The sequence below is a fragment of the Thermoflavimicrobium daqui genome (assembly GCF_003313465.1).
Classification (GTDB): Bacteria; Bacillota; Bacilli; order Thermoactinomycetales; family Thermoactinomycetaceae; genus Thermoflavimicrobium; species Thermoflavimicrobium daqui.
In genome coordinates this window covers 213,016-236,697 of record NZ_KZ845665.1, presented here as the reverse complement: position 1 = coordinate 236,697, position 23,682 = coordinate 213,016, and the positions used below count along the sequence as shown (strand labels likewise).

At 37.5% G+C, this 23,682-nt stretch carries 23 protein-coding genes; 4 read left to right on the top strand and 19 right to left on the bottom strand.

The features are described from left to right. Positions 1-33 precede the first annotated feature (33 nt). Complete coding sequence (locus tag DL897_RS06785; protein ID WP_113658389.1) at positions 34-984, top strand: undecaprenyl-diphosphate phosphatase; 951 nt, start codon at positions 34-36, stop codon at positions 982-984. A 131-nt stretch (positions 985-1,115) separates the two neighbouring features. On the opposite strand, the gene DL897_RS06780 is transcribed toward DL897_RS06785, so the two are convergent. The 13 genes from DL897_RS06780 to DL897_RS06720 all read right to left on the bottom strand — a co-directional run bounded on the left by DL897_RS06780 (position 1,116) and on the right by DL897_RS06720 (position 12,797). Beyond that, the gene (locus tag DL897_RS06780; RefSeq protein ID WP_113658388.1) at positions 1,116-1,376 is read right to left on the bottom strand and encodes a hypothetical protein; all 261 of its coding nucleotides are present in this window, start codon (positions 1,374-1,376) and stop codon (positions 1,116-1,118) included. A 113-nt stretch (positions 1,377-1,489) separates the two neighbouring features. Then, the gene (locus tag DL897_RS06775) at positions 1,490-3,319 is read right to left on the bottom strand and encodes a peptidoglycan D,D-transpeptidase FtsI family protein (RefSeq protein WP_113658387.1); all 1,830 of its coding nucleotides are present in this window, start codon (positions 3,317-3,319) and stop codon (positions 1,490-1,492) included. A 331-nt stretch (positions 3,320-3,650) separates the two neighbouring features. Further along, the gene (mltG, locus tag DL897_RS06770; protein ID WP_113658386.1) at positions 3,651-4,718 is read right to left on the bottom strand and encodes an endolytic transglycosylase MltG; all 1,068 of its coding nucleotides are present in this window, start codon (positions 4,716-4,718) and stop codon (positions 3,651-3,653) included. Between the two features lie 362 nt (positions 4,719-5,080). Beyond that, positions 5,081-5,386, bottom strand: coding sequence for a DUF1292 domain-containing protein (locus tag DL897_RS06765; protein WP_168188689.1), 306 nt, complete (start codon positions 5,384-5,386; stop codon positions 5,081-5,083). Between the two features lie 12 nt (positions 5,387-5,398). Then, the gene (locus DL897_RS06760; protein ID WP_113658384.1) at positions 5,399-5,692 is read right to left on the bottom strand and encodes a DUF1292 domain-containing protein; all 294 of its coding nucleotides are present in this window, start codon (positions 5,690-5,692) and stop codon (positions 5,399-5,401) included. A gap of 4 nt (positions 5,693-5,696) precedes the next feature. After that, entirely contained in the window at positions 5,697-6,140 is a 444-nt protein-coding gene (gene ruvX, locus DL897_RS06755; RefSeq protein ID WP_113658383.1) for a Holliday junction resolvase RuvX, read from the bottom strand. Next, the gene (locus DL897_RS06750; protein ID WP_113658656.1) at positions 6,137-6,403 is read right to left on the bottom strand and encodes an IreB family regulatory phosphoprotein; all 267 of its coding nucleotides are present in this window, start codon (positions 6,401-6,403) and stop codon (positions 6,137-6,139) included. The genes ruvX and DL897_RS06750 overlap by 4 nt, the downstream gene beginning before the upstream one ends. Before the next feature lie 185 nt (positions 6,404-6,588). Beyond that, positions 6,589-9,213 carry an alanine--tRNA ligase gene (gene alaS / locus DL897_RS06745; RefSeq protein ID WP_113658382.1) on the bottom strand — a complete coding sequence of 875 codons (2,625 nt, stop codon included), beginning with the start codon at positions 9,211-9,213 and terminating at the stop codon, positions 6,589-6,591. A gap of 472 nt (positions 9,214-9,685) precedes the next feature. After that, entirely contained in the window at positions 9,686-10,762 is a 1,077-nt protein-coding gene (locus DL897_RS06740) for an AI-2E family transporter (protein WP_113658381.1), read from the bottom strand. 144 nt (positions 10,763-10,906) lie between these two features. Then, positions 10,907-11,113: a hypothetical protein gene (locus tag DL897_RS06735; protein ID WP_113658380.1), complete on the bottom strand. Its 207-nt coding sequence runs from the start codon at positions 11,111-11,113 to the stop codon at positions 10,907-10,909. A gap of 13 nt (positions 11,114-11,126) precedes the next feature. After that, positions 11,127-11,327 carry a hypothetical protein gene (locus DL897_RS06730; RefSeq protein ID WP_113658379.1) on the bottom strand — a complete coding sequence of 67 codons (201 nt, stop codon included), beginning with the start codon at positions 11,325-11,327 and terminating at the stop codon, positions 11,127-11,129. Positions 11,328-11,342: 15 nt separating this feature from the next. Continuing rightward, complete coding sequence (locus DL897_RS06725) at positions 11,343-11,846, bottom strand: PRC-barrel domain-containing protein (protein WP_113658378.1); 504 nt, start codon at positions 11,844-11,846, stop codon at positions 11,343-11,345. Positions 11,847-11,915: 69 nt separating this feature from the next. Further along, positions 11,916-12,797 (bottom strand): LysR family transcriptional regulator, encoded by an 882-nt coding sequence (locus tag DL897_RS06720; RefSeq protein WP_113658377.1) that lies wholly within the window; start codon positions 12,795-12,797, stop codon positions 11,916-11,918. A 549-nt stretch (positions 12,798-13,346) separates the two neighbouring features. Between DL897_RS06720 and DL897_RS06715 the strand changes: the two genes are divergently transcribed. Next, positions 13,347-14,129, top strand: coding sequence for a SagB/ThcOx family dehydrogenase (locus DL897_RS06715; protein ID WP_113658376.1), 783 nt, complete (start codon positions 13,347-13,349; stop codon positions 14,127-14,129). A gap of 416 nt (positions 14,130-14,545) precedes the next feature. Beyond that, positions 14,546-16,015: a catalase gene (locus DL897_RS06705; protein ID WP_113658374.1), complete on the top strand. Its 1,470-nt coding sequence runs from the start codon at positions 14,546-14,548 to the stop codon at positions 16,013-16,015. Positions 16,016-16,093: 78 nt separating this feature from the next. Here DL897_RS06705 and recD2 read toward each other — a convergent pair whose 3' ends face one another. The 5 genes from recD2 to DL897_RS06680 all read right to left on the bottom strand — a co-directional run bounded on the left by recD2 (position 16,094) and on the right by DL897_RS06680 (position 21,291). Then, a complete protein-coding gene (gene recD2 / locus DL897_RS06700) occupies positions 16,094-18,349 on the bottom strand; it encodes an SF1B family DNA helicase RecD2 (protein ID WP_113658373.1) in 2,256 nt (751 codons plus the stop codon). 160 nt (positions 18,350-18,509) lie between these two features. Beyond that, the gene (locus DL897_RS06695) at positions 18,510-18,998 is read right to left on the bottom strand and encodes a hypothetical protein (RefSeq protein WP_113658372.1); all 489 of its coding nucleotides are present in this window, start codon (positions 18,996-18,998) and stop codon (positions 18,510-18,512) included. Between the two features lie 38 nt (positions 18,999-19,036). After that, positions 19,037-20,179, bottom strand: coding sequence for a cysteine desulfurase family protein (locus DL897_RS06690; RefSeq protein WP_420824116.1), 1,143 nt, complete (start codon positions 20,177-20,179; stop codon positions 19,037-19,039). A 31-nt stretch (positions 20,180-20,210) separates the two neighbouring features. Further along, on the bottom strand, positions 20,211-20,630 hold the full coding sequence (gene cymR / locus DL897_RS06685) for a cysteine metabolism transcriptional regulator CymR (protein WP_113658370.1): 420 nt from the start codon (positions 20,628-20,630) through the stop codon (positions 20,211-20,213). A gap of 1 nt (position 20,631) precedes the next feature. Next, on the bottom strand, positions 20,632-21,291 hold the full coding sequence (locus DL897_RS06680; protein WP_113658369.1) for a YczE/YyaS/YitT family protein: 660 nt from the start codon (positions 21,289-21,291) through the stop codon (positions 20,632-20,634). A gap of 388 nt (positions 21,292-21,679) precedes the next feature. Here DL897_RS06680 and DL897_RS06675 point away from each other — a divergent pair, with 388 nt between their 5' ends. Further along, positions 21,680-23,011 (top strand): replication-associated recombination protein A, encoded by a 1,332-nt coding sequence (locus DL897_RS06675; RefSeq protein WP_113658368.1) that lies wholly within the window; start codon positions 21,680-21,682, stop codon positions 23,009-23,011. A gap of 43 nt (positions 23,012-23,054) precedes the next feature. Here DL897_RS06675 and lepB read toward each other — a convergent pair whose 3' ends face one another. Beyond that, positions 23,055-23,603 carry a signal peptidase I gene (gene lepB, locus DL897_RS06670; RefSeq protein WP_113658367.1) on the bottom strand — a complete coding sequence of 183 codons (549 nt, stop codon included), beginning with the start codon at positions 23,601-23,603 and terminating at the stop codon, positions 23,055-23,057. Between the last annotated feature and the right edge of the window lie 79 nt (positions 23,604-23,682).

Genomic DNA, 23,682 nt, shown 5'->3' with positions numbered 1-23,682 from the left:
GTTATTATCGAGTGATTGGAGTGACGCAAATACATGTGGGAAATATTTGTAGCTATAATACTTGCGATTGTGGAGGGGCTTACTGAGTTTGCTCCTGTCTCCTCCACTGGGCATATGGTTCTAGTTAAAAACATCCTATTGAATTACCGTGAGCCTAAAGGGGAAGTATTTATCGTTGTGATACAGCTGGGTTCCATGTTAGCAGTCACCGTTGTTTACTGGCGTCGACTACTTAGCCTAATTGGGATCAATGTAGGAGAAAAAGAAGAAAAAGAGCAAGCTATAGAGCCTAATCAAGTTCAGACACATGCTCAACATCAACATGCTGCTTCCCGTGATGAACTCCTTTTTGAAAAAGCACCAAAATCACCTCCTACATTAAGCCGGAGAAATAAAAAGAAAAAAAATAAATTAACTTTAATACATATTCTCTTAGGGATGATCCCCGCAGCAATTTGCGGTGTAACGTTTTATGATAGTATTAAATCGATCATGAAATCAACCAGTTCTGTATTACTTGCAATCGTTGTTGGCGGTATTCTAATGATTATTGCCGAAAAGCTAGGTCCAAAAACACGAACCAAAAGCCTAGATGAAGTCTCTTATGGACAAGCTCTCACGATTGGCTTATTTCAGTGTCTAGCTTTATGGTCAGGTTTTTCTCGATCAGGATCTATGATGGCAGGTGGCTTATTGGTAGGGATCGAACGTCGAGTTGCCGCTGACTTTGCGTTTATCTTAGGGCTCCCGATGATGATGGCCTCTAGTGGGAAAGATCTTTTGGAAAGCTGGCATATGTTAAATGCAAGTGATATTCCCTTCTTTGCAACTGGGTTTATAACAGCTTTCATCGTTTCCCTCTTTTCCATTAAATTCTTCCTCGCCTTACTAAAGAGAATCAACTTAACCCCTTTTGCAATTTATCGCTTTATCTTAGCTGGAGTAATCTTACTTGCAGTTTGGGCTTTTAACCTTCCTTTATAAAAACAGTAAAACTAGTCATCTATCTAAAAATAGGATAGATGACTAGTTTTACTATATTCAATTCATAATTTTCAAATATATGAGTCCAGTTATAAAGCAAATGTTAGCCTCCTTTTCGGAGGCCCTTTCGGTTAGCGAGAAAAAGGATATTGATTTGGCATCGAAGCAGGAGGAACTTGATTGTTTTGTTTCAGCTCTTGCTGCATATTTTCCAGTTCAAATTCAGCTTCCATTCCAAACTCCTCAAATATACGTTTACATAACTGTAGTTCATACTCCATATCTACCATATCATCACGATTCTCCGATTTCATCAGTAGATTTGAATAATGAACCAATGCATCTTCAATTAAGTCTAACTCAACCTTTGATAAATTCACCGTAATTTTCATCTCATTTACTCCTTTAACTCTTACTTTCTTATTATTATCATAATCTCTCGTTCAAAACAACTCAACATCATCCAACTTGGAATGAATATACATTTTTGGAATTCTTCCTTGAATTAATGTGATAATCTACTGGGATTATTCCTTTTTTTTATTTTATGTTTTGTTGTTTTATCCCGATTTTCATACAAAAACATTTCATCCATGACTTTTTGAAAAATCTTTTTCGCTCGTATATCATCCTCAGTTTTGATGGAGTGAATCACTACAGCTACCGCATACTTAGGGTGCGCAAAAGGTCCAAAACCAATCATCCATTTATTATATAAGCTATTATCCTTTCCTACTTGTGCTGTTCCAGTTTTACCGGCTAAGGACCATTTAGCTTGATTCAAGGATGTTGCTGTCCCACCCTTTACAACCATTCTCATCATTCGCTGCATCTCATTAATCGTTCTTGCTTTCAGTGGTTTCTGATTTGGTAAATATTGATTAACAAATGAATAGTAAATTTTACCATTTTGATCATAAATTGCTGTTACAATTCTTGGTCTAATTACTTTCCCACGATGAAAAAGTGAGGTTATCATATTCGTTGCTTGAATAGGTGTCAACTTCACATCTCTTTGACCAATTCCCGCTTGGACAACTGCCCCTAAATCTTTTTTTGCTTCGTTATTGGCAAAAATTACTCCCGTTTGCTCTTGCGGAAGTTGATGAAACTCCTTATCTTTGAAAACTTTACCAGACCAAATAACTTCTTGTCCTAGTCCTAGTCGCCTTGCATAAGCTTCTATTTTTTCTCCACCTAACTTTTCAGCCACCTGCCCAAATACAATATTACAGGATTTTGCATACGCTTCAGTGAAGGTGATCTTACCATGCCCGCTTTTATGATCATCCGTTAGCTTATACTTTTGTAAATGCCCCTTACAATGAAAAACTGTATCTGGTCTAACAACTCCTTCTTCTAATGCAGCAATCGCTACCACCGTTTTGAAGATCGAGCCAGGTGTGGCTTCCATAATGGCTCGGTTATCCCAAGGGTTTTTCATTTGAGAGCTACCATTCCCTGATGGTCGGCTACTCATCGCTAGTATATTTCCCGTTTGAATTTCTTGTATAACCACTGCTCCTTCTTCTACATGTTCCTCTTCTAATATCTTATCAATCCTAGTTTGAATATCTTTGTTTAATGTAGTTTTGATAGAATAAGAAGGGTCTAAACTGTTCTTCTCTTTAAAAAACAGTTTTGCTCCTACTAGGGCTTTTCCTCTTCCATCCGTTGTATAGTTTAATACTTTTTCCGCTTCACTATGTAAAAACGACTCAAATGCAGCTTCTAAACCAGTTACTCCTATGTATGACTGCAATGAATATTTCCCACTTTGGATCTCCTTTGAATATAGATTCTTAATCAAAGAAGGATTCCGTCCAATTCGACCAATCACTTGCTGTGCTGAAGGTTTGTTTCTTACCCGATTATCTGAATTCACAACAAAAACACCTGGAATTTTCAGTTTATTAATTTCTGTTTTTTGTACCTGGTTTAATATGAGTTCTTTCCCATTTATTGTCGTCAAAATAGTCGGTTTTGTTAAATGGGTCATCTCTCTAAACAAAACATCTTTTTGATAGCCCAACAATCGAGATAGTTGTAGAAACTGTTTTCTTCTTAAATAGAGCTGTTGCTCCGTTTGTGGAAAGACGAACAAGCGCAAATTTTCTTCTCCCACAAAAGAACGACCAACCTGATCAATGATTTCTCCACGTCCACTATTAATAATTACTTCTTTTTGATGGATTGCATCTGCTTTTTGAATCAGATCAGCCTCGAGTGCTGAAAAAGACCGAGTGGAAACTACTTGAATCATAAATAGCCGAACCATAATGAACATAAGTCCCAATACGAGTCCAGCTGATACAAACCATCCACGTATTCTCACGACACTCACCCCGCTTCAAATTCCAGCATAGACAGGAAATAGCAGGGATATACTTCGTCCTAAGAAAAGTGCTCTGATATTTTATCCCGTTTAAATTAATCTCTTTTTAGAGGATACTATCAATATATTAAAAATTCAAATGATACATTTCCTTATTAATAGAGTTAAACTTATTTATAGCTTGTTTCATTCATAGAGTGGAAAATTTTGGTAAATTTAGTTTTTAAAGCAATTTTTTTAGAAATGGGCTCAATAATAAAACAGGAATTTTATGCAACATGCTCTAACTATAAAAATAGCCTAGCTCTTGTTTAAGCTAGGCATCACTTCCTTATATCCCTTTCCCCGCTTTTGCATTCTTTTGGCTTAATTGGATAAATTTCTTATGCTCATCATACGTTTTGGCAAAATAATGTAATCCACTTCCATCATACTTTGCTGTGTAGAAATAAAAATTATGCTTTTCTGGGTGAATTGCTGCCTCCATCGCTTCTTGTGATGGGCTCCCAATCGCTCCTGGTGGCAAGCCATCCACCTTATATGTGTTATAAGGAGTGATAAGCTTATTATTCATATCACTAACTTTTGTATACTTGTTATTTTCCATTTCATTAGCAAAAACATTAGTTGCATCAATTCTTAGTCGCCGGAAGTTAGGATCGTTTGGTTTATTTAGGCGATTATAAAAAACACCTGCAATCTTTTTTAGCTCTTCCTTTTTCCTTCCTTCTCTTTCAACTAAAGACGCAATTAATACCATTTGGTCAATCGTAAATGGTTTGCTTTGGAACATGCTCTTACCTTCAATTTGCCCTTCATGCTTTTTGATAAATTTATCAAATTGCGCTAACATATCATCTACAATATGTTCACCCTGTTCTCCTTTTTTGAAAAAGTAAGTCTCTGGAAACAAATATCCTTCATATTTATAATACCGTTTAGGATCATTCGGAATTTGTTTTTCAAATTCATACTTAGGTTGCCGATTTTTTAATGCTGTTAAAAAGCCTTGACCATCGAGTCCATTTTTCTCCAAGATCTCAGCAATATTTTTAACATTTTTTCCAGGTGGAATAATAATTTTAATTCCATCCTGCTTTCCAGTCATTAGCTTTTGTAATATATCACTAAGCTTTTCATTTGGTTGAATTCGATAATCCCCTGCTTTTATAGCTATTCCTTTGATCTTCATATAATAAGCAAAGAACCAATCCTGATGAATCACTTTGCTCTTTTCTAAAATCTCACCTACTTTTTTTACTGAACTTTTTTCAGGTATGGTAATATATATCTCTTCATTTCTTTTAGGTGAGTCCAGCGTATAGTATATATAAAGATAGCCAGTAATTATCCATGCTAAAGCTAAAAAAACTGCATAATAAATCCGCCACTTTTTCATTAAAGGCCTCCCCTCTTTATCCTTAATTATTTTCAGATAAAGAACTAATATAATCAATCCAATTCATTTTTATCACAGTTGGCACTTTATTGTATAAAATTACTGTCTATTCTTTTAAGCAAAAACAGATGAAGTTTATCATAAGAAATATCTATCCCTATCACACTTTGGGTATAAAGGTATGTCTATATTAACATAAATCGATTTTATTTTTTAAAAGAAGATTTTTCATTTGTTAGAACAAATTACATCTATAGGAAGACTATTTTTCCAACTAAAAAACGAGGATTCCTCCTCATACGTTTCTGAAGAGTTCTCCTCGTTATTATTCCATTATTTCTCTTATTTTCCTGCTTTTATTCCTAATGCTGTATTGTTCCTTCATCTTGATAAAATGCTTCATCGATTGCTTCAGCCACTTTTTCCCACTCTGTTTCATCTTCAATTTCTTGAACTGTTTGTTCATGAATCCGGAACAATGAAGCCTCATCAGGATGATCATCTTTTCTTTGCATAATAGCATAGCGTTGACCATTTAATTCTAATTCATGTAAGATTTTATATTCCACAGAACCTTGATCATTTTGCTGTATTAAATAAGATCCTTTTCCATTTGCATCTCGTAGAATATTTTCTTCTTTCACACTCATATCATCGAATGGCTCCATCTTCATCACCTATTAAATAACTTCCTCATCAACAAGTGTATTTAGTGTCTCCTCAACCATATTCCACTCTTCATCACTTTCAATTTCTTCTAGAGTGATATTTTCGCCTTCTTCATAATAGCGATACGCAAACACATCTTGTTCTCCATCTTCATTCTGGGTATCCTCATGGGTTAAAAGAACGTATTTTTTTCCAGTCTCTTTTAGCTCGAAATAACCTAAAACTTGAAACTCTTCTTTTTTACCATCTTCCGTATCCAAAACGATCGTCTCTACCAGCTCCGTACCTTGTTTTTTTTCCGTCATTTCTTTATTTTCCTCCTTGGGCGTCTAAATAACCTTGTAATATCCAAGATGCTGCCATCTGGTCTATTACTTTCTTTCGCTTTTTACGACTTAGATCTGCTGAAATTAAAGTACGCTCAACTGCTGTTGTGGATAATCGTTCATCCCAAAGGTGAACTGGTAGTCCATAGCGCTCTTCTAATTCCTTTGCAGTTTGTTTACATGCTTCTCCTCGAAATCCAATACTTCCATCCATATTTCGGGGAAGTCCGACAACAATTGCTTTGATTTCATACTGATGAATTAATTCATCCAGTCGGCTAAGCCAACTGGATGATTCATCGCGTTGGATCACTGTAATCCCTTGTGCAGTCCATCCGAGCTCATCACTTATTGCTACTCCTACTCGACGCTGTCCAAGATCAAGTCCTAAAATTCGTGTGGCATTTGTGTTTTGAAATAAGCTCAACCGTCTGAATTCCTTTCATTTGTTTCCAAATAAAATTTAACCAGTTCCTCAATTAGCTCGTCTCGTTCTAATTTACGTATCAGTGTCCGTGCATTATTATGACGTGGAATATAAGCTGGGTCGCCTGATGTCAGATAACCAACGATTTGGTCAATCGGATTATAACCTTTATCTTTTAATGCTTCGTACACGTGAAGTAAAACTTCGCGTGGATTCGTTTCTTTTTCACCACGAAAATCAAACTTCATTGTTTTATCATCCATGGCATTCCTCATCTCCTCTCCACATGGACGACACATCATAGAATCACTCTTTTCGAAGTGAATGATTTTCATTCATTAGTATAAAGACATCTCCTGCTTATACAAAGGTTGTAGCATAGATCTACCGCTTATCTTTTTTGAGTCTAGTCTTCTTTTTCCATTAATGCAATATGCTCTATAAATAACTATGCCTGATTTTGTACCCAATTTGATACAGCATTTAATGCTTGTGGTAGACGCTCGGGCTGTTTCCCACCAGCCTGTGCTAAGTCGGGGCGTCCTCCGCCACCTCCACCACAAATGGAAGCTACTTCTTTAATTAATTTACCCGCATGGAAACCTTCCTGAACATACTTTGGAGAAACTGAAGCAACTAAATGAACTTTTTCCCCACTTAAAGCTCCTAAAACAATAATTCCTTCTGTAATTTTTTGACGTAAGTCGTCTAATGTATTACGTAAGCTATTCATATCATTTGCTTCTACTTGAACGGCTAAAACAGGGATCCCAGCAATTTCCACGACTTGATCTTGTAATTTTGTAGCTGCTGCCTGACTTAATTTCGCTTTTAGCGACTCATTTTCACGAGAAATTTCTTTCAATTTTAATTGCAATTGTTCAACGCGATTTACGACATCTTGTGGAGAAGCTTTTAGCATTTGTGCTGCTAAATATAAGATACCTAATTGCTCTTCAAAATATTCAAATGCCCGTTTTCCGGTAACTGCCTCAATACGACGCGTTCCAGAACCAATCCCTGACTCGCTAACAATTTTAAATACACCGATTTCACCTGTACTTCCTACATGGGTTCCACCACAAAGCTCCAAACTATAATCTCCCACCCGAACTACACGTACCACTGAACCATATTTTTCTCCAAATAAGGCCATAGCTCCCATCTCTTTGGCTTCTTCAAGAGGTTTAACCATGATATCAACGGGTGTATTTTGCCAAATTTGTTCATTCACACGTTTTTCAATCTCAGATAACTCTTCTTTACTGATCGATCCGATATGTGTGAAGTCAAAACGAAGTCGTTCAGGAGCTACCAATGATCCTGCTTGGTTCACATGTTCTCCTAATACTTCTTTTAATGCTTTATGCAATAGATGGGTTGCTGTATGATTTTTTACGATTTGAGAACGAAGGCTAGTATCGATAGTTGCCGTGACTTTTTCTCCTTGTCGAATCGTGCCTGATTGAACAACGATATGATGAACATGCTCACCTCGTGGACCTTTTTGTACATCTTCTACCCGTAGCTCTGCATCTTTCGTGCGTATCCATCCAATATCTGCTACTTGACCTCCACTTTCAGCATAAAATGGTGTTTCTTTTAAAATGACAAGTCCTTTTTTTCCTTCACCTAATAAATCAACCCGTTGCTCTTCAAAAATGATCGCACTAATCTCCGTTTGTTTTTCTAAGTTTTCATAGCCAACAAATTCCGAAGGTACCTCGAGTTCAGTTAATACACCACCTTGTACCTTCATGCTATCAACATCTTGCCGTGCTGCACGCGCCCGTTTACGCTGAAGTTCCATTTCTTGATCAAATCCTACATGGTCAACAGCCAACCCATGCTCACTTGCGATGTCTTCTGTAAGTTCAATCGGAAAACCATACGTATCATATAATTTAAATGCTTCTGGGCCTGTAATCGTATTTCGTCCTTCTTCTTCTGCAAGATGAACCATCTCTTCTAAAATTCGTAATCCATCTGCTAGCGTTTCTAAGAAGCGCTCTTCTTCACCATAAATCACTTTAGCAATAAACTCTTTTTTATCAATGGGTTCAGGATAATAATCGGACATAATTTCGGCTACAATGTCTGTGAATTCATATAAAAATGGACGGTTCATCCCTAGCTTTTGCCCATAACGTACAGCTCGGCGTAACAGGCGACGCAATACATAACCACGTCCTTCATTTGAAGGTAGTACACCATCCCCAATTGCAAAGACTAAGGTACGGATATGGTCTGCCATTACCTTTAGCGCAATATCTGTTTCCTTATCTTTTCCATAAGAAACATTTAGCTTTCGACAAGCTTCTTGGATAATGGGTTGGAATAAGTCTGTGTCATAGTTCGTTTGTACATTTTGCAGTACGGAAGCAACCCGTTCCAATCCCATTCCTGTATCAATATTTTTATTAGGAAGTGGTGTATAAGATCCGTCTGGATTGTGATTAAATTGTGAGAATACCAAATTCCAAATCTCCAGGAAACGTTCGTTTTCTCCACCTGGATAACATTCAGGATCCGACAGGCTACCAAACTCTTCACCACGATCATAGAAAATCTCACTGTTTGGACCACTTGGCCCTTCTCCAATATCCCAAAAATTATCTTCTAATTTGACAATCCGTGATTCAGGAATACCGATTTTTTCATACCAAATGTGGTATGCTTCATCATCTTTAGGATGAATCGTCACGTGTAATCGCTCTGGATTAAGTCCTAGCCACTTAGGGCTTGTTAAAAACTCCCATGCCCAAATAATAGCTTCTTCTTTGAAATAGTCTCCTACTGAGAAGTTTCCAAGCATTTCAAAAAAGGTATGATGACGTGCTGTATATCCTACATTTTCAATGTCATTGGTACGAATCGACTTTTGTGCATTTACAATACGTGGATTTTCGGGAGTTAATCGACCATCAAAATACTTCTTCAACGTAGCTACACCACTATTAATCCATAATAGACTTGGATCATCTACAGGTACCAAAGATGCACTCGGTTCGATATCATGTCCTTTTTCAACGAAGAATTCAAGAAATTTACGACGAATTTCATAAGCTTTCATGATTATCCCTCCTAAAAGTAGTGTTGATTCAGGTCTGTTGATTAACCTCAGTCATATAGTGAAAATATGCCCTAAGTCCATTCCAATACAATTAGAATCAGCTACCTTTAAAAACACAAAAAACCTTCTTCATTCCTTCATATTGAAGGGACGAGAAGGTTCCCGCGGTACCACCCTTATTACCATACATACTCATTATGATATAGTATGGTCACTTCGTTTATATAACGACGACGAGTCGCCGGCAGGGACTAGCTGCATTCCAGAACTGGCCATATCACTTTCATACCGAGAAAACCTTTCAGCCCATGGGTTTTCCTCTCTGACGGCGATCAGTCATACTCAGGTTCTATCATCATATTTGCCATATCTAATTTTTCGATGAAATAATACAACTGGCATGTACATTATTATACACATTTTAATCCAAAATCCATAGCCTTCTTATAAAAAATTTGTCTCCCTTGTATTACTATGAGGTACGATGCTGGATATAGTAAGAAATGAGATGTTCAAAGATGACTTTTCCTACTGCAAAAACAGGAACAGCTAAAATTAAACCCATTACCCCACCGATTTCTCCACCGACAAGTAAAGCAAAAATAATAAATAATGGATGCATATGAAGTGTTTTCCCTACTATTTGTGGAGATAAAAAATTCCCTTCTAATACCTGCACAATAAAATTAACAATGATAACTCCCAATACCAACTCTTTGGATTCAGAAATAGCTACTAAAATCGCTGGAACTGCTCCAATAAACGGACCTAGATAAGGAATAATATTAAACACACTAACAACAAGTGCTAAAATTAGAGCATACGGAAGACTAATAATCAGATACCCTATGTAAGCAAGTAGTCCGACTACCAAACACACAATAAACTGGCCTCGCACATAGTTTCCTAATGCTTGATCAATATCTTTAAATAATTTTATCATTCCTCGACGTTTATCCCGTGGAATAAATGAAATCACACTTTTCTCGATGTCATGGGCATCTTTCATCATATAAAAAGCAAGAAACGGAATAATGAGTGCTAAAAAAAAGAAGTTAATCGTATTACCAATCCCACTCATTAAATTACCAACACTATCACTAATACTTTGCTCTAGACGGATTAAAGCTCTTTCAATACCTACTTTAATACTACTAGGTAGTATATCTTTACTATGGTGATTGTATTCGTCAGCCATTAGCTGTAATTGCTGATTCCATTCGGGTAAATGCTCAGCCAATTCATGAAACTGCTTATCCAAATGAGGAAGTAAATTAATGATCAAAATCGTCAAAGACAAGATAAATAGTGTATATATAATTAATACTGCTATCGAACGTGGTACCATTCTTTGACTAAGTAAATTGACAATCGGATTTAGTAAATAAGAGATTATCATTGCGATAATAAATGGACCAAGTACTGATTTTAAAAAAAGACCTAACTCTTTAAAGAGTGAACCCATTTGCGTCAATAAAAAAAGAATCGCCAAAAAAACGAGTATCAGCACAGAAATCGTGAGTAATCGCGATTCTGTCCACTTAGACATCGGTTCACCTCCCATTTTGGACTACCTATCCATAAGATACGGAAAAAGCGATTTTTTTATGACCAAAAAACTTGAGATAACCGATTAATCATGTTTTTTCTAATAAGCCAAACCCTCTGAAGCTTTTTTCAGAGGGTTTGAGGTTTATTTAACAAAGCGAAGGCGGCGTATCATTTGCTTAGCCAAAAAACTGGTAGCCATTTTTCCATATGCCGAATTCCATTTAAATCGTTTAGTTAAAAATCTTCCCCATCGACGAAAGAAATTCATCCTTTTGGATCGGATGAAGGGGAGAACGACAGCGGCGGCACTGGCCAACAGAACCATTAGCGTTGTAGTTTTCCGGTTCATGTTTCCCCACCTTTTAGGCCAAGTATTCTTGGTGCGAATCATCTAAAAACAGGTCATTTAGCGAAGTGAGACTGCCATCTTCCTCAACTTGATAAATGGAACAAATCCGATCATTTTCGGTCGTCATTTCAACAAAACAATGCCAACAGTATAGTTGATTTGTTCCTACTCTTCCTAGATCGTGCGAATTGCAGTTAGGACAGCGAAACAGCATGATTCTTCTCACCCTTTATTTCGCATCTTTTAATTGGATTTGGTCAGTGGGAGCAATTAAAACATCCTCCCCCCAAACCAATGGGATATCTGACTTTAACATTTTGCGCCCTACTTTAACATCACTCATCCAGCCATCAGAGAGCTCGTACCCTACCAGCGTTCCCACTTCTTCCATAAAATAGACGTTTTCGAGTCGACCCACTTCACATCCGTTAGATAAAATAACAGGTCGCCCGCGTAGTTTCTTTTGGCCAGATAAAATCCCTGTCCAGTCTTTGGTGGAAGAATCTAATAAAAGTAGCGGATCTTCACTGTCCACAATCACCGCATCTTTGCCAATGGAAGAAATATATTTCATTGGAACCCAACGTCTCTTCCTTAACCAGCCACCATTTTCTACCAATATCCCTCTCATTTTTTGGCTTTCATCGAACAAAAGGTCAATGACTGTCCCTACTTTTTTCCCTGTTTTCAGATGCACCACAGATAAGCCAATTACTTCTTGAGATTTTAGCAAAAGGAATCATCCTCCTTTCGCTATTCTTAGTATGGTTGCTGTTTTAAAAGGCATACTGGGAACTGTTTACTATGATTTAGGATATATTTGTTCGACATAATTCTTAGAATATATAATCCATTCATTTACCACAGGAGAAATACACGAGTTAGAGCGAATTCCGAGTCCGATTGTACGCGTCGCTTGGGGTTTAAGTGAAAGAGAGTGAACAGCTAATGAATGCCGTGGAACAGCCATTTTAGGTAAGATAGTTAACCCGATTTCCTCTTGTACCATTGCTAAAATCGTTGTAGGATCACTTACTTCATAGCTTAGTTTGGGAATCAATCCTTCTTTTTGATACAAATCAAAAATCAAATTTTCACAATCTCCTTTGGGCATAATAAAGCAATTATTTATCGTATCTTTTAAATTAATATTTTCCATTTGTCTCCAATATGGAGTGTCAGGTACAAAAATCAACATTTCATCTTTTAATAATGGAATGAATTCAATTTCATGTGAAGGAGAAGAAATAAATCCAATATCTACGATTGATTTCTCAATCCAATCATTTACTTCCTCATTATCTCCCTCAAAATGACGAATCTCGATGCCAGGGAACAAACGACGAAAGCCTCCTATAATTCCAGGAAGTAATTTATAAGAGACACTTGGTGTCGATCCTATACGTAAAGTTCCAATTTCCAAGCCAATTGATGCAGCTGCTTCTTGTTTCATGATCGAAACAATTCTAGATACTTCACGCATATGTTGTAGCATTTTTTCACCCATTTTAGTTGGACTAACACCTGTACGACTTCGATTTAGCAATGTAACTCCTAATTCTGATTCCAGTTTTTTGACCATTTGTGATACAGCAGATTGTGTAAATCCTAACTTTTGGCTAGCTTTGGTAAAGCTTTTAGTTTCAACAACCATGATAAACACTTCAAATTGTAATAATGTCATCTAAATCACCTTCATTTATTTAAGTATCTTTTTTTAGTAACATTAGAGAACTCTATATTAATCAGCCATTTACCGTTTCCCTACTCACTTCAGCTCCATGCTTTCTTAAAGTTCCAGCCTTCAGATTTTGTGTCCCTTTTTTCACGAAAAATCGACCTACATCATCCTTACCTTACAACTAATCAACAACGAACTGTATTACAGAACATAAACATTAGTAATTACTAATATTTAAAATAACATATTTTCATTATACTTATGGTAGTTTTATTTTTATACTAAAAGATAAGAGAAGTTATTACATGAATCAACCGCTTGTCGCTTTCACTCACTCCCACTAAAGGGTTGGCGCATAAGTTGATTCTACACAAATACGATTGTGCGACTTCCTTCAGGGATGATCTGGATTTTCAATCGAATGATGCAACATGCTTTAAAGAGGAAATGCTAAAGATGCCTTAATTTTTTTAGCAGTGAAACAGAAACGGAGAACAGCAAATAAAATCATGATTATGGGCTTTAATATTATAAAAACAGGAGGAATCAATGATGCACCCAGACTGGCAACGAATCTGTAATGAATTTATCGAAGCTACTTCATATGCTTATGGGGAATTAGAAAAGGGCTGGAGCTCAAAATACGACTATTCAAAAAGACCTAAACCTTATTTAACATATCAAAATACTTTATTTACTATTCCCCTCGGACAACCTGAATTTCCTGATTCCATTAACTTATGGAACGTTTTAAAGAATCGTCGATCCAAACGGAATTTTACTAATGAACCCATAAGTCTCAATGAATTGAATTTATTACTTTGGGGAACTCAAGGAATCACTGCAGATCTTGGTGATTATCAACTTCGTACCGTCCCATCAGCTGGAGCTCTATATCCGATCGAGACCTACCTTATTATTCATCGTGTCGAAGGATTAGAAAAAGGTTTATATCATTTAAACGTCAAGGATTGGAGCTTAGAAGGGTTAAAAATGGGTGATTTCTCTTCATTTTCCTATGAGGTCACAGAAGAGCAAGAGGTAGCAAAAAGAGCTGCAGTCAACTTTGTTTGGACAGCAGTTGTCAATCGAACTCGGCATAAATATAACGAGCGTGCTTATCGTTATATCTGGTGGGACGTAGGTCACATTGCCCAAAATCTACATCTTGCTGGAAATGGATTAGGATTAGGTGTTTGTACGATTGGGCATTGGTTTGATAAAGAAATGAACCAATTTTTAGGAATTGATGGACAAGAACATTTATCTGTACTTATGGCTGCGACAGGCAAAGTTCAGGGAAAAGATTGGTTAGATGATCGAAGACCAAATTAAGGGCTGAAAGAAGTTTACCTATCCCTACTCGATGATAACCTTAAAAAAATATATGGATATAAGCCCTTCCTAAAAAAAGAACCCGTATCAAGTTGAAAATGATACGGGTTTTAATATTATTCATGTTGAATACAAAGCAAGAATAATCGATGGCTGCTAAAGGCTTTGGATCGGCTTTTTCGGATTCATGACCCAATCTTATATATAAGGGACTACCTTTTTTCACTTTACACCTGCTCAAAAAAACAATTATTTAGCGGGAGAAAGGGAACTAAATAGTTAGTATATTCAACCTTACTTTTCTATTTTTTTCTCTTGACTCATTATCTATTTATAATTATTATTAAGATATAGTGATAATAATTATCGTTTAATACTTATTATCAATAGATATTAAATAAAAAGGGGAAATGAGAATGTCTCAACACAAACGACTTACAACCAATCAAGGTGCACCTGTTGGAGACAACCAAAACTCGCTAACTGCTGGTAGACGAGGTCCTATATTATTAGAGGATTACCACTTGATTGAAAAGTTAGCCCACTTTGATCGTGAACGAGTTCCTGAACGTGTTGTGCATGCTCGTGGAGCAGGAGCACATGGTATATTTACAGTTAGTCAAAGTATGAAATCATACACCAAAGCCCATTTTTTACAAGAAGTTGGCAAAGAAACTCCCGTATTTGTCCGTTTCTCTACGGTAATTCATGGTACAGGATCACCTGAGACCGCACGGGATCCACGTGGCTTTGCTGTCAAGTTCTATACAGAGGAAGGAAACTACGATCTTGTGGGTAACCATCTTCCTGTCTTTTTTATTCGTGATGCAATCAAATTCCCAGATATGGTTCATTCTCTAAAACCTGCACCGGATACCAATATTCAAGACCCTGATCGTTATTGGGATTTTATGACTCTATCACCTGAATCAACCCATATGATGACATGGGTATTCTCTGACTATGGTACTCCAGCAAACTATCGCCAAATGGAAGGGTTTAGTGTTCATGCCTTTAAATGGGTTAATCAAGAAGGTAAACAGTATTATGTAAAATATCACTGGAAGCCACTGCAAGGTGTAAGAAATTTCAGTGCAGAGGAAGTAAAAGAGGTTCAAGGAAAAGACTTTAATCATGCAACCCGTGATCTATTTGAACATATCGCACAAGGGGACTTCCCTTCTTGGGATCTTTATGTACAAATTTTACCTGTTGAAGAAGTTGATCAGTTCATCGATAAATTCGAATTTGATCCTTTAGATCCAACCAAAGTATGGTGTGAACAAACTTATCCTCTACAACTTGTTGGGCGTATGACACTCAATCGCAATCCACAAAACTACTTTGCAGAAGTAGAGCAATCTGCTTTTTCACCAAGTGCATTAGTTCCAGGAATTGAACCATCTGAAGACAAATTGCTACAAGGTCGCTTGTTCTCCTATCCAGATACACAACGCCATCGAATCGGACCTAACTATTTGAATTTACCGATTAACTGCCCTTATGCTACTAAAGTTCACAATTATCAAGTCGACGGAAATATGCAAACTAGAACTGATATTTCTACTATCAACTATGAGCCTAACCGCTATAAAGAAACACCAAAAGAATCTCCAGAGTATATCGAAAGTGAAACTCCTTTACACGGAAATAGAGGACGTCAAAAAATTGCACAAACCCTAAATTTCCGCCAAGCCGGTGAACGGTATCGCTCCTTTAGTGAGGCAGAAAAAGCCAACTTAATCAAAAACTTAGTCAATGACCTCAAGCATGTCAATGAACAAACGAAACTATTAGCTATTTGCAATTTCTATCGTGCTGATCGTGAGTATGGTGAACGCCTAGCACAAGCATTAGGTGTCGATATTAATCATTATCAACTCTAACGATTCGAGTGGGACAATTCTAAGTCAAATAATATAAAACCTAGAATGATAAGCAAGCTATCATTCTAGGTTTCTTTTTTACCATTCTTCTTCAATTAAGTCTTTTAAACGACTATTCCGATCTTCTCCACGCTGCTGCTTAATTCCCTCTCGAAATGACTCTTGCTCGCCACATAATATCAAATAAGACTTACTACGTGTAATCCCAGTATAGATTAAATTACGCTCTAGCATACGACGATAAGCTTGTAGGATAGGGAAAATAACAATTGCAAATTCGGAACCTTGCCCTTTGTGAACAGAACAAGCATAAGCCAAAGCAATTTGATTAAGTTGACTTCGTTTATAGGGAACTTCAAGCTGTTGATCATATAGTACCCATAATGCTGGTTGCTCAGGTCCTGCCTTTTCATCAATCGCTGTTATCATACCCATGTCTCCATTATAAACCGGATGCTCTGGATGGTTTACTAATTGTAAAACTTTATCACCTAATCGAAATGTAAATTCTCCCCAAGAGAGTTCTTTCTTACTAGAATCTGCTGGGTTAATCGCTTGCTGTATTTCTTGGTTGATCCGATCAACACCCACAGGTCCTTTATAAATCGGTGCAAGAACTTGAACATCAAATAACGTATAGCCGCGTTTAATAGCACTAACATAAGTTTGCAAAACAATAGCAAGAGCTTGATCACGCTTGCATGTAAAAAAACGTCGATCTGGGAATCGCTCCAATAAGTCGTCTGGCACTTCCCCTTTTTTAATCGCATGTGCTAACCGAATAATGGAAGACCCTTCCGATTGGCGAAAGATTTCAGATAGTTCTACACGAGGGATCGCTTGTACCTGTAACAGATGGTAGAGTAACTTACCTGGTCCTACTGAAGGAAGCTGATCTTGGTCTCCTACTAATATCACTTGCATCCCCTTGGGAATCGCTCGAAACAGCTGATTTGCCAGCCAAATATCTAGCATAGATACTTCATCTACAATGAGTAGAGAGCCTGTGATCGGGTTTTTAGCATCATGCTCAAAAAAATCTCTTTTCCAACCCAATAGTCGATGAATCGTCATTGCTGGTAGTCCTGTTGCTTCTGACATTCGCTTTGCTGCCCTGCCCGTTGGTGCTACTAAACGAATCGGAAAGGAATCTTCTGATCCATCATAGTCTTTGGGATCAATTGAACATTCATGTAAACGTGCATAGGTTTGGCAAATTCCTTTGATAACCGTTGTCTTTCCCGTTCCCGGTCCCCCTGTTAAAATCATTAATGGGGAAGCGAGTGCAGTTATCATCGCCTCACGTTGCCGATCAGCATAACTTACTTGCCACTCCTCTTCTATTTCACCAATCACCCGATAAATCTCTGCAACAGGGAAAGTTTGATCCAGTTCTTGATCCAATAAATCTTTCACTCGTCGTGCCATTCCCACTTCTGCATAAAATAAGGATGGTAAGTAGTAATTTTCGTCCTCAACAAAGATTTTTTCCTCTAGAATCATCGCTTGCAAATTTTCTTGATATGCTTCCTCAGGGAAAATCCCTTCTCCAGTAAGAGAATCGACCCGTTTCAATAACTCTTCTTTGGCTAAATAAACATGTCCCTCCGATTGGGAAGCAACATGCAAAACATATAGGACAGCAGCACGAAATCGAGCAGGTGAATCTTCAACCAATCCTTGTTGGCGTGCAAGTTCATCTGCACGACGAAAGCCAATACCTTCTACCTCATCAACAAGCCGATAGGGATTGTTCTTGATCACGGAAATCGTTTCGTGTTTATAAATCTGTACAATTTTTAAAGCAAGTGCAGGTCCTAAGCCTAAATGGTAAAGAAAAACCATCGCTTGTTCTAAAGCGTGATGCTCTTGCAAATAACCCGCGATTTCCTGTGCACGTGATGCAGAAATTCCTTTGATCTCCATTAAGATATCTGGATTTACCAATATCCGATCTAAAGCATCTATCCCCAATTGTTCAACAATTCGCTTCGCTGTTTTCTTCCCAATTCCCGGAAATAAATCACTAGATAAATATTTGACAATCGCTTCTTCTGAACGAGGAAGTTCCTTTTTGACTTGGTGAACATAATACTGTTGTCCAAAACGCGGATGTTTACGTAATTCCCCATAACAAGTATAGATTTCATCTTCCAAGTGAGGACGTAGAAATTGCCCAACAATGATTATAGATTCCTCATCCAATGATAATGAAGTTTCCATGATTTTTAATAGATAAACACCATAACCATTCTCTTCATTATAAAAAATTTCCTGAATAAAAGTTCCCTTAATATAACTTTCCGTAAACAGTTCAAGCTGTGTTTGGGTCATATAAGACACACCCTTTGAAAAAAATGACCTCTATTTTGAGGCCATGAAGCAACAGACTATCGCTTCTATCTTCCGAAGGGACTGCCAACCTCTCTTCCAATTGTCCAAAAAAGGCTGGCGAAAATAGTTTCAAAAATGTCTGTCCCAATTATCTATTTACTTACTCTGTTACTTTCATATTGATCTTCTCATGAGCACATTCTTCTGAACAAAACTGGTAATGATCTACAAACTTCTCCAACCAACTTTTGCGCTTCTCATCATTCAGATCAAATTCATACTCGCAAAACAGACACTTCCGGGATTGTCGTACTTGGTCTAGCCCTTCTTTAAGTTGCATGATGCGATCCTGATCCAGCTGCAAAAAGTCAGCAATATATGCTTTAATCTCATCTTTGCTATGAAAGTACTCTGGATCTTTTATCGCGTATTCTTTCGGGTTCCACCAAACCCAGCGTCCATCTGATAGATGGCAAATATAATAATCATCAACGACGATCTCTGAAGCATCTTCAAGTTGTTCATAGGTTCGAAAACCAATTTCCACGGCTAAATTATCCAAAAGTGCTTCATCAATATCTTGGAGCATCGACTTCCAATTGATATTTTCAACTTCTTTTTCCCAATCTTCCATTTTATTGAGATTCAAGGTCTCTCTTCCTTTCTCTATATAAAGTTACCTTCTCCCTAGGAAGTCGTCAGTCTGCGGATAATCTTCGCTGTTTTTTCTACTGTTTGCTTTATTTCTTCCTTCGTATTGCCTTTTCCAAAACTAAAACGAATCGCTGAATTTGTAACATCTTGAGGCAATCTCATCGCTTCTAAAACATGGGATACAGAAAGCGCTCCTGATGTACAAGCAGATCCACTCGCACAAGCAATATCTTCCAGGTCAAAATTGATAAGCATGGTCTCGGTGTCGATATCAGGAAAACTAATATTTAAGATATGTGGTAATACATTTTCAGGATGACCGTTCACAACAAAATGAATCTCTTGTTTTTTTAGCTCTGACAAAAACAGTTTACGTAATTGCCACATTTCTTCTTGATGGGCTAATCTATTTTCTTTCGTAATCTTTGCTGCGTGTCCAAAACCGATAATTCCAGGTACATTTTCAGTACCTGCTCTTCTTCTTTTTTCTTGAGTACCACCAAATACGCGTGGGAGTAAATGTACTTTTTTTGAAAAATATAATGCTCCTACACCTTTGGGCCCATTGATTTTATGTGCGGAAACACTTACTAAATCTACGGGCAAACGTTCGATTTGGAAGTCGATTAATCCAAAAGCTTGTACTGCATCGGTATGAAAAACGATTCCATACGAGTGTGCAATGTTTCCTATTTCCTCAATGGGTTGTATCGTACCCACTTCATTATTTCCATACATAATTGAAATCAAAGATGTTTTCGGTGTGATCGCTTTACGTAGTGCTTCTACATCAACTACCCCAGTTGAATCAACAGGTAGATAGGTGACATCAAATCCGATTTTTTCTAAGTATCTACAAGTATCAAGCACAGCATGATGCTCAATCTGTGAAGTAATCACATGGTTTTTTCCCTGTTCTTTATACCAAGCAGCTACCCCCATAATCGCTAAATTATCTGCTTCGGTTCCTCCACTTGTAAAAATAATTCGACTGGGATCTGCCTGAAGCGCTTCTGCTACTTGTAGCCTTGCTTGGTCAATAGCTAGCCGTACTTTTCTCCCATACTGATGTATACTTGAAGGATTACCAAAAAAATCATCCAAAAAAGGCATCATCGCTTCACGAACACGAGGGTCAATTGGCGTAGTTGCTGCATGATCTAAATAAATTGCCATAAATATTCACCTGCTAAATCAGTCTTAGTGGCTAGATATAAAACATATATCTTTCATTATCTCCGTTATTATCAAAATCAATGAGCGAAGCCAAAGATGTGGAGTCTAGTTCTCGAGCAATCGCATCTCGGATCCTCTTCCAAAGATCCCTTTGTCCTGGATGATCGTCAGAGGAGGCTTCAACTAAACGAATGGGACCTTCTAATACTCGGATAATATCTCCTGCTGTAATTTCTTCAGGTGGTTTTGCCAATTTATAGCCACCATATGCCCCACGAACACTCCGTACTAGCCCAGCATTTCGTAATGGTGCAATAAGTTGTTCTAAATAATGCTCGGATAACTCATGTCGTTCAGCTACACTTTTTAATGGGATTGGGCCCTTTCCATAATTAGTTGCCAAATCCATCATAATGGTTAAACCGTACCGCCCTTTTGTAGATATTTTCAAATTAAACACCTCGTTTAAGACAAAATTGCAGCCATTTTTCATTCCATCCAATGGCTAGTTGCATAAGCGGACCAAACAAAAAGCAAAAAAAGAGTGTTCCTATAGAAACTGGTCCACCACAAAACCACCCGATCACCGCAACCATAATTTCCATTATAGTACGAACGAGCCGAATCGACCAGTGAAGTCGTTTAGAAAGCTCTAATGTAAAACCATCACGTGGGCCAGCCCCTATTTTAGGTACGATATACATTCCTACTCCTATGGCACTTATTAAAATACCAATGATTAGTAATAAGCTCTTTTCAAATAAACTATGCACTTTAGGAATAACATCCAAGTAGACAATGATATCGACAAAAGAACCTACACAAATCATGTTGAGTAATGTACCGATTTGCGGTAATCTACGACTCATAAGAGATGTTACCCCAACTATGAAGAAGCCGACTGCAATAACCCAAAATCCGATCGAAAAGGAAGTAGTCAAATGTAGTCCAATGTGGAATACATCCCAAGGTGATACGCCTAGTTCCGCTTTGATGGTACAAACCGTTCCAATTGCTAATAACCACAACCCGGTAAAGAAAAAGAGATAGCGACAAATTCTATCATAATAATACAGCAAATTTTTTCCACTCTGTTTATGTTTGACATGCATAAACTGAACCCTCTTTATAATTTTTAACATCTTTTAACAAAGGAATGATTCCGTCACCCTTAGATCATTGATGAGCGATTCTCTCATCGCTTTAAACTTACTCTCAATCTGATCAAGTCAAACAACTGCATAGAACTTAGAAACTCTGATAGAGGAATTAATCTAATACAAATGCTATACTTTCATCTATACACGATTTAAGTTTTTTATTGAATGATACAACCAAACATACTTATAGAGGTTGCCCTCTTAAAATCAGCCACTCATCGTTTCCCTACTAACTCCCGCTATAGGCTTATTTTATAAATATATAAATTCCAAACTGTCACTTATTCTGCCACAATAAATAAAAATCTGCAAGAAAAGTAGAGTAGGAGGTCAAAAAAATATGGACTTATTTACCTATGCTTCACAACAAGAGCAAAAAAAACAGGCACCATTAGCCGCTCGGATGAGACCACGTACTTTAAGTGAAGTCGTCGGCCAATCACATATCATCGGACCAGGTAAACTCTTACGTCGTGCTATTGAAGCAGACCAACTTACATCCTTAATTTTCTATGGTCCTCCTGGTACAGGAAAAACAACTTTGGCACAAGTCATCGCGAATTCATCCAAAGCTTTTTTTGAAGCAGTTAATGCCGTCACTTCTGGAGTAGCAGAGCTCAGACAGATTGTAAAGAATGCAAAAGAACGTTTGCACATGTATCATCAACGAACTGTCTTATTTATCGATGAGATCCATCGCTTTAATCGAGCACAACAAGATGCCTTACTACCTGATGTTGAAGATGGAACCATCATTTTAATTGGTGCTACTACTGAAAATCCTTCATTTGAAGTTAATGCTGCACTACTTTCACGATCCTTACTCTTCACTTTAAATCCTTTAAGTGAAGAGGAAATGAAAATGATTTTAGAGCGTGCCTTAGGGGATAAAGATCGAGGCTTAGGGGAGTATCAAGTTGAGATGGATAAGGAGGCTTTACATCACTGGATTCAAGTAGCTGGTGGGGATATTCGCCAAGCGTTGAATGCTTTGGAACTGGCAGTGCTTACTACTACACCCAATCCAAAGGGAGTTCGTCATATTACACTCTCTATCGCGGAAGAATCTATTCAGAAAAAGAGAGTTCGTTATGATAAGAATGGGGACAACCATTATGACATCATTTCTGCTTTTATTAAGAGTATGCGAGGCTCTGATCCTGATGCAACTCTTTATTATTTAGCAAAAATGATCCATGCTGGAGAAGATCCTCGGTTTATTGCACGACGCATTTTTATTCATGCAGCTGAAGATGTTGGTATAGCAGATCCACGCGCTTTACTTATCGCTTCTGCTGCAGCCCATGCTGTTGAAACCATTGGGATGCCGGAAGCTCGGATTCCTCTAGCCGAAGCAGCCGTTTATATTGCAACTGCTCCCAAAAGTAATGCTGTTTATCAAGGAATTAACGATGCTATGGATACAGTCATGAATGAGACACTCGGAGAAGTGCCTGCTCATCTACGAGATTCCAGCTTTAAAGGAGCAAAAGAACAAGGTCGAGGAATAGGATATCTTTATCCTCATCTTTATCCACGAGGTTATGTCAAACAACAATATTTACCCGCTGAACACTTAGGGAAAACATTTTATCATCCTACTTCTTATGGATATGAAGGGAAATTAAAAGAATTTATTAGTTGGGTGAAACAAGATAAAGACAAAGAGTAATTGGATATAAAAAACATCCAGCCAATATGGCTGGATGTTTTGGCTAGAAAAGCTTCTTTCCTAGTACATGATCGATCGGGACAGGACCAATTTCCCGACTATCCCTGCTATTATTTCGATTATCTCCCATCACAAAAATATGGTCTTTGGGAACGATGATCTTTTCATCAGAAGCATACATCATTTCTTCTTTGATATAAGGTTCATTAATAGGCTTTCCATTTCGGTAAACTTGATTATTTTTAAATTCCAACACATCTCCAGGTTTTCCAATGACTCTTTTCACCCAAATCGTATGATCTTGTGCTCCTGATAAAATATTAAAAAAGAAGTTATCACGCAAATCGTCCTTAAAAGTACGCGGACGATCCACTCGACTATCAATAATAACAATGTCTTCATATTCCGGTTCATATTTAAAAGTATGTGGTAGCTTAGAAATATAAATACGATGGTTGGGTTGTAATGTAGGCTCCATCGAGCTTCCCACTACTTCAGTTGGTTGAAATATAAATATACTTATCAGCAGGGCTACAATGATCCCTGTAGCAATAGAAAGTAGCCAACTGAAGGCACCTTTCACCCATTTCATTTATTGACCATCCTCACTATCATCAACATTCATAAATTATTGTACGTACTACTAATTTTTCCATATTTCAGTTATTGAT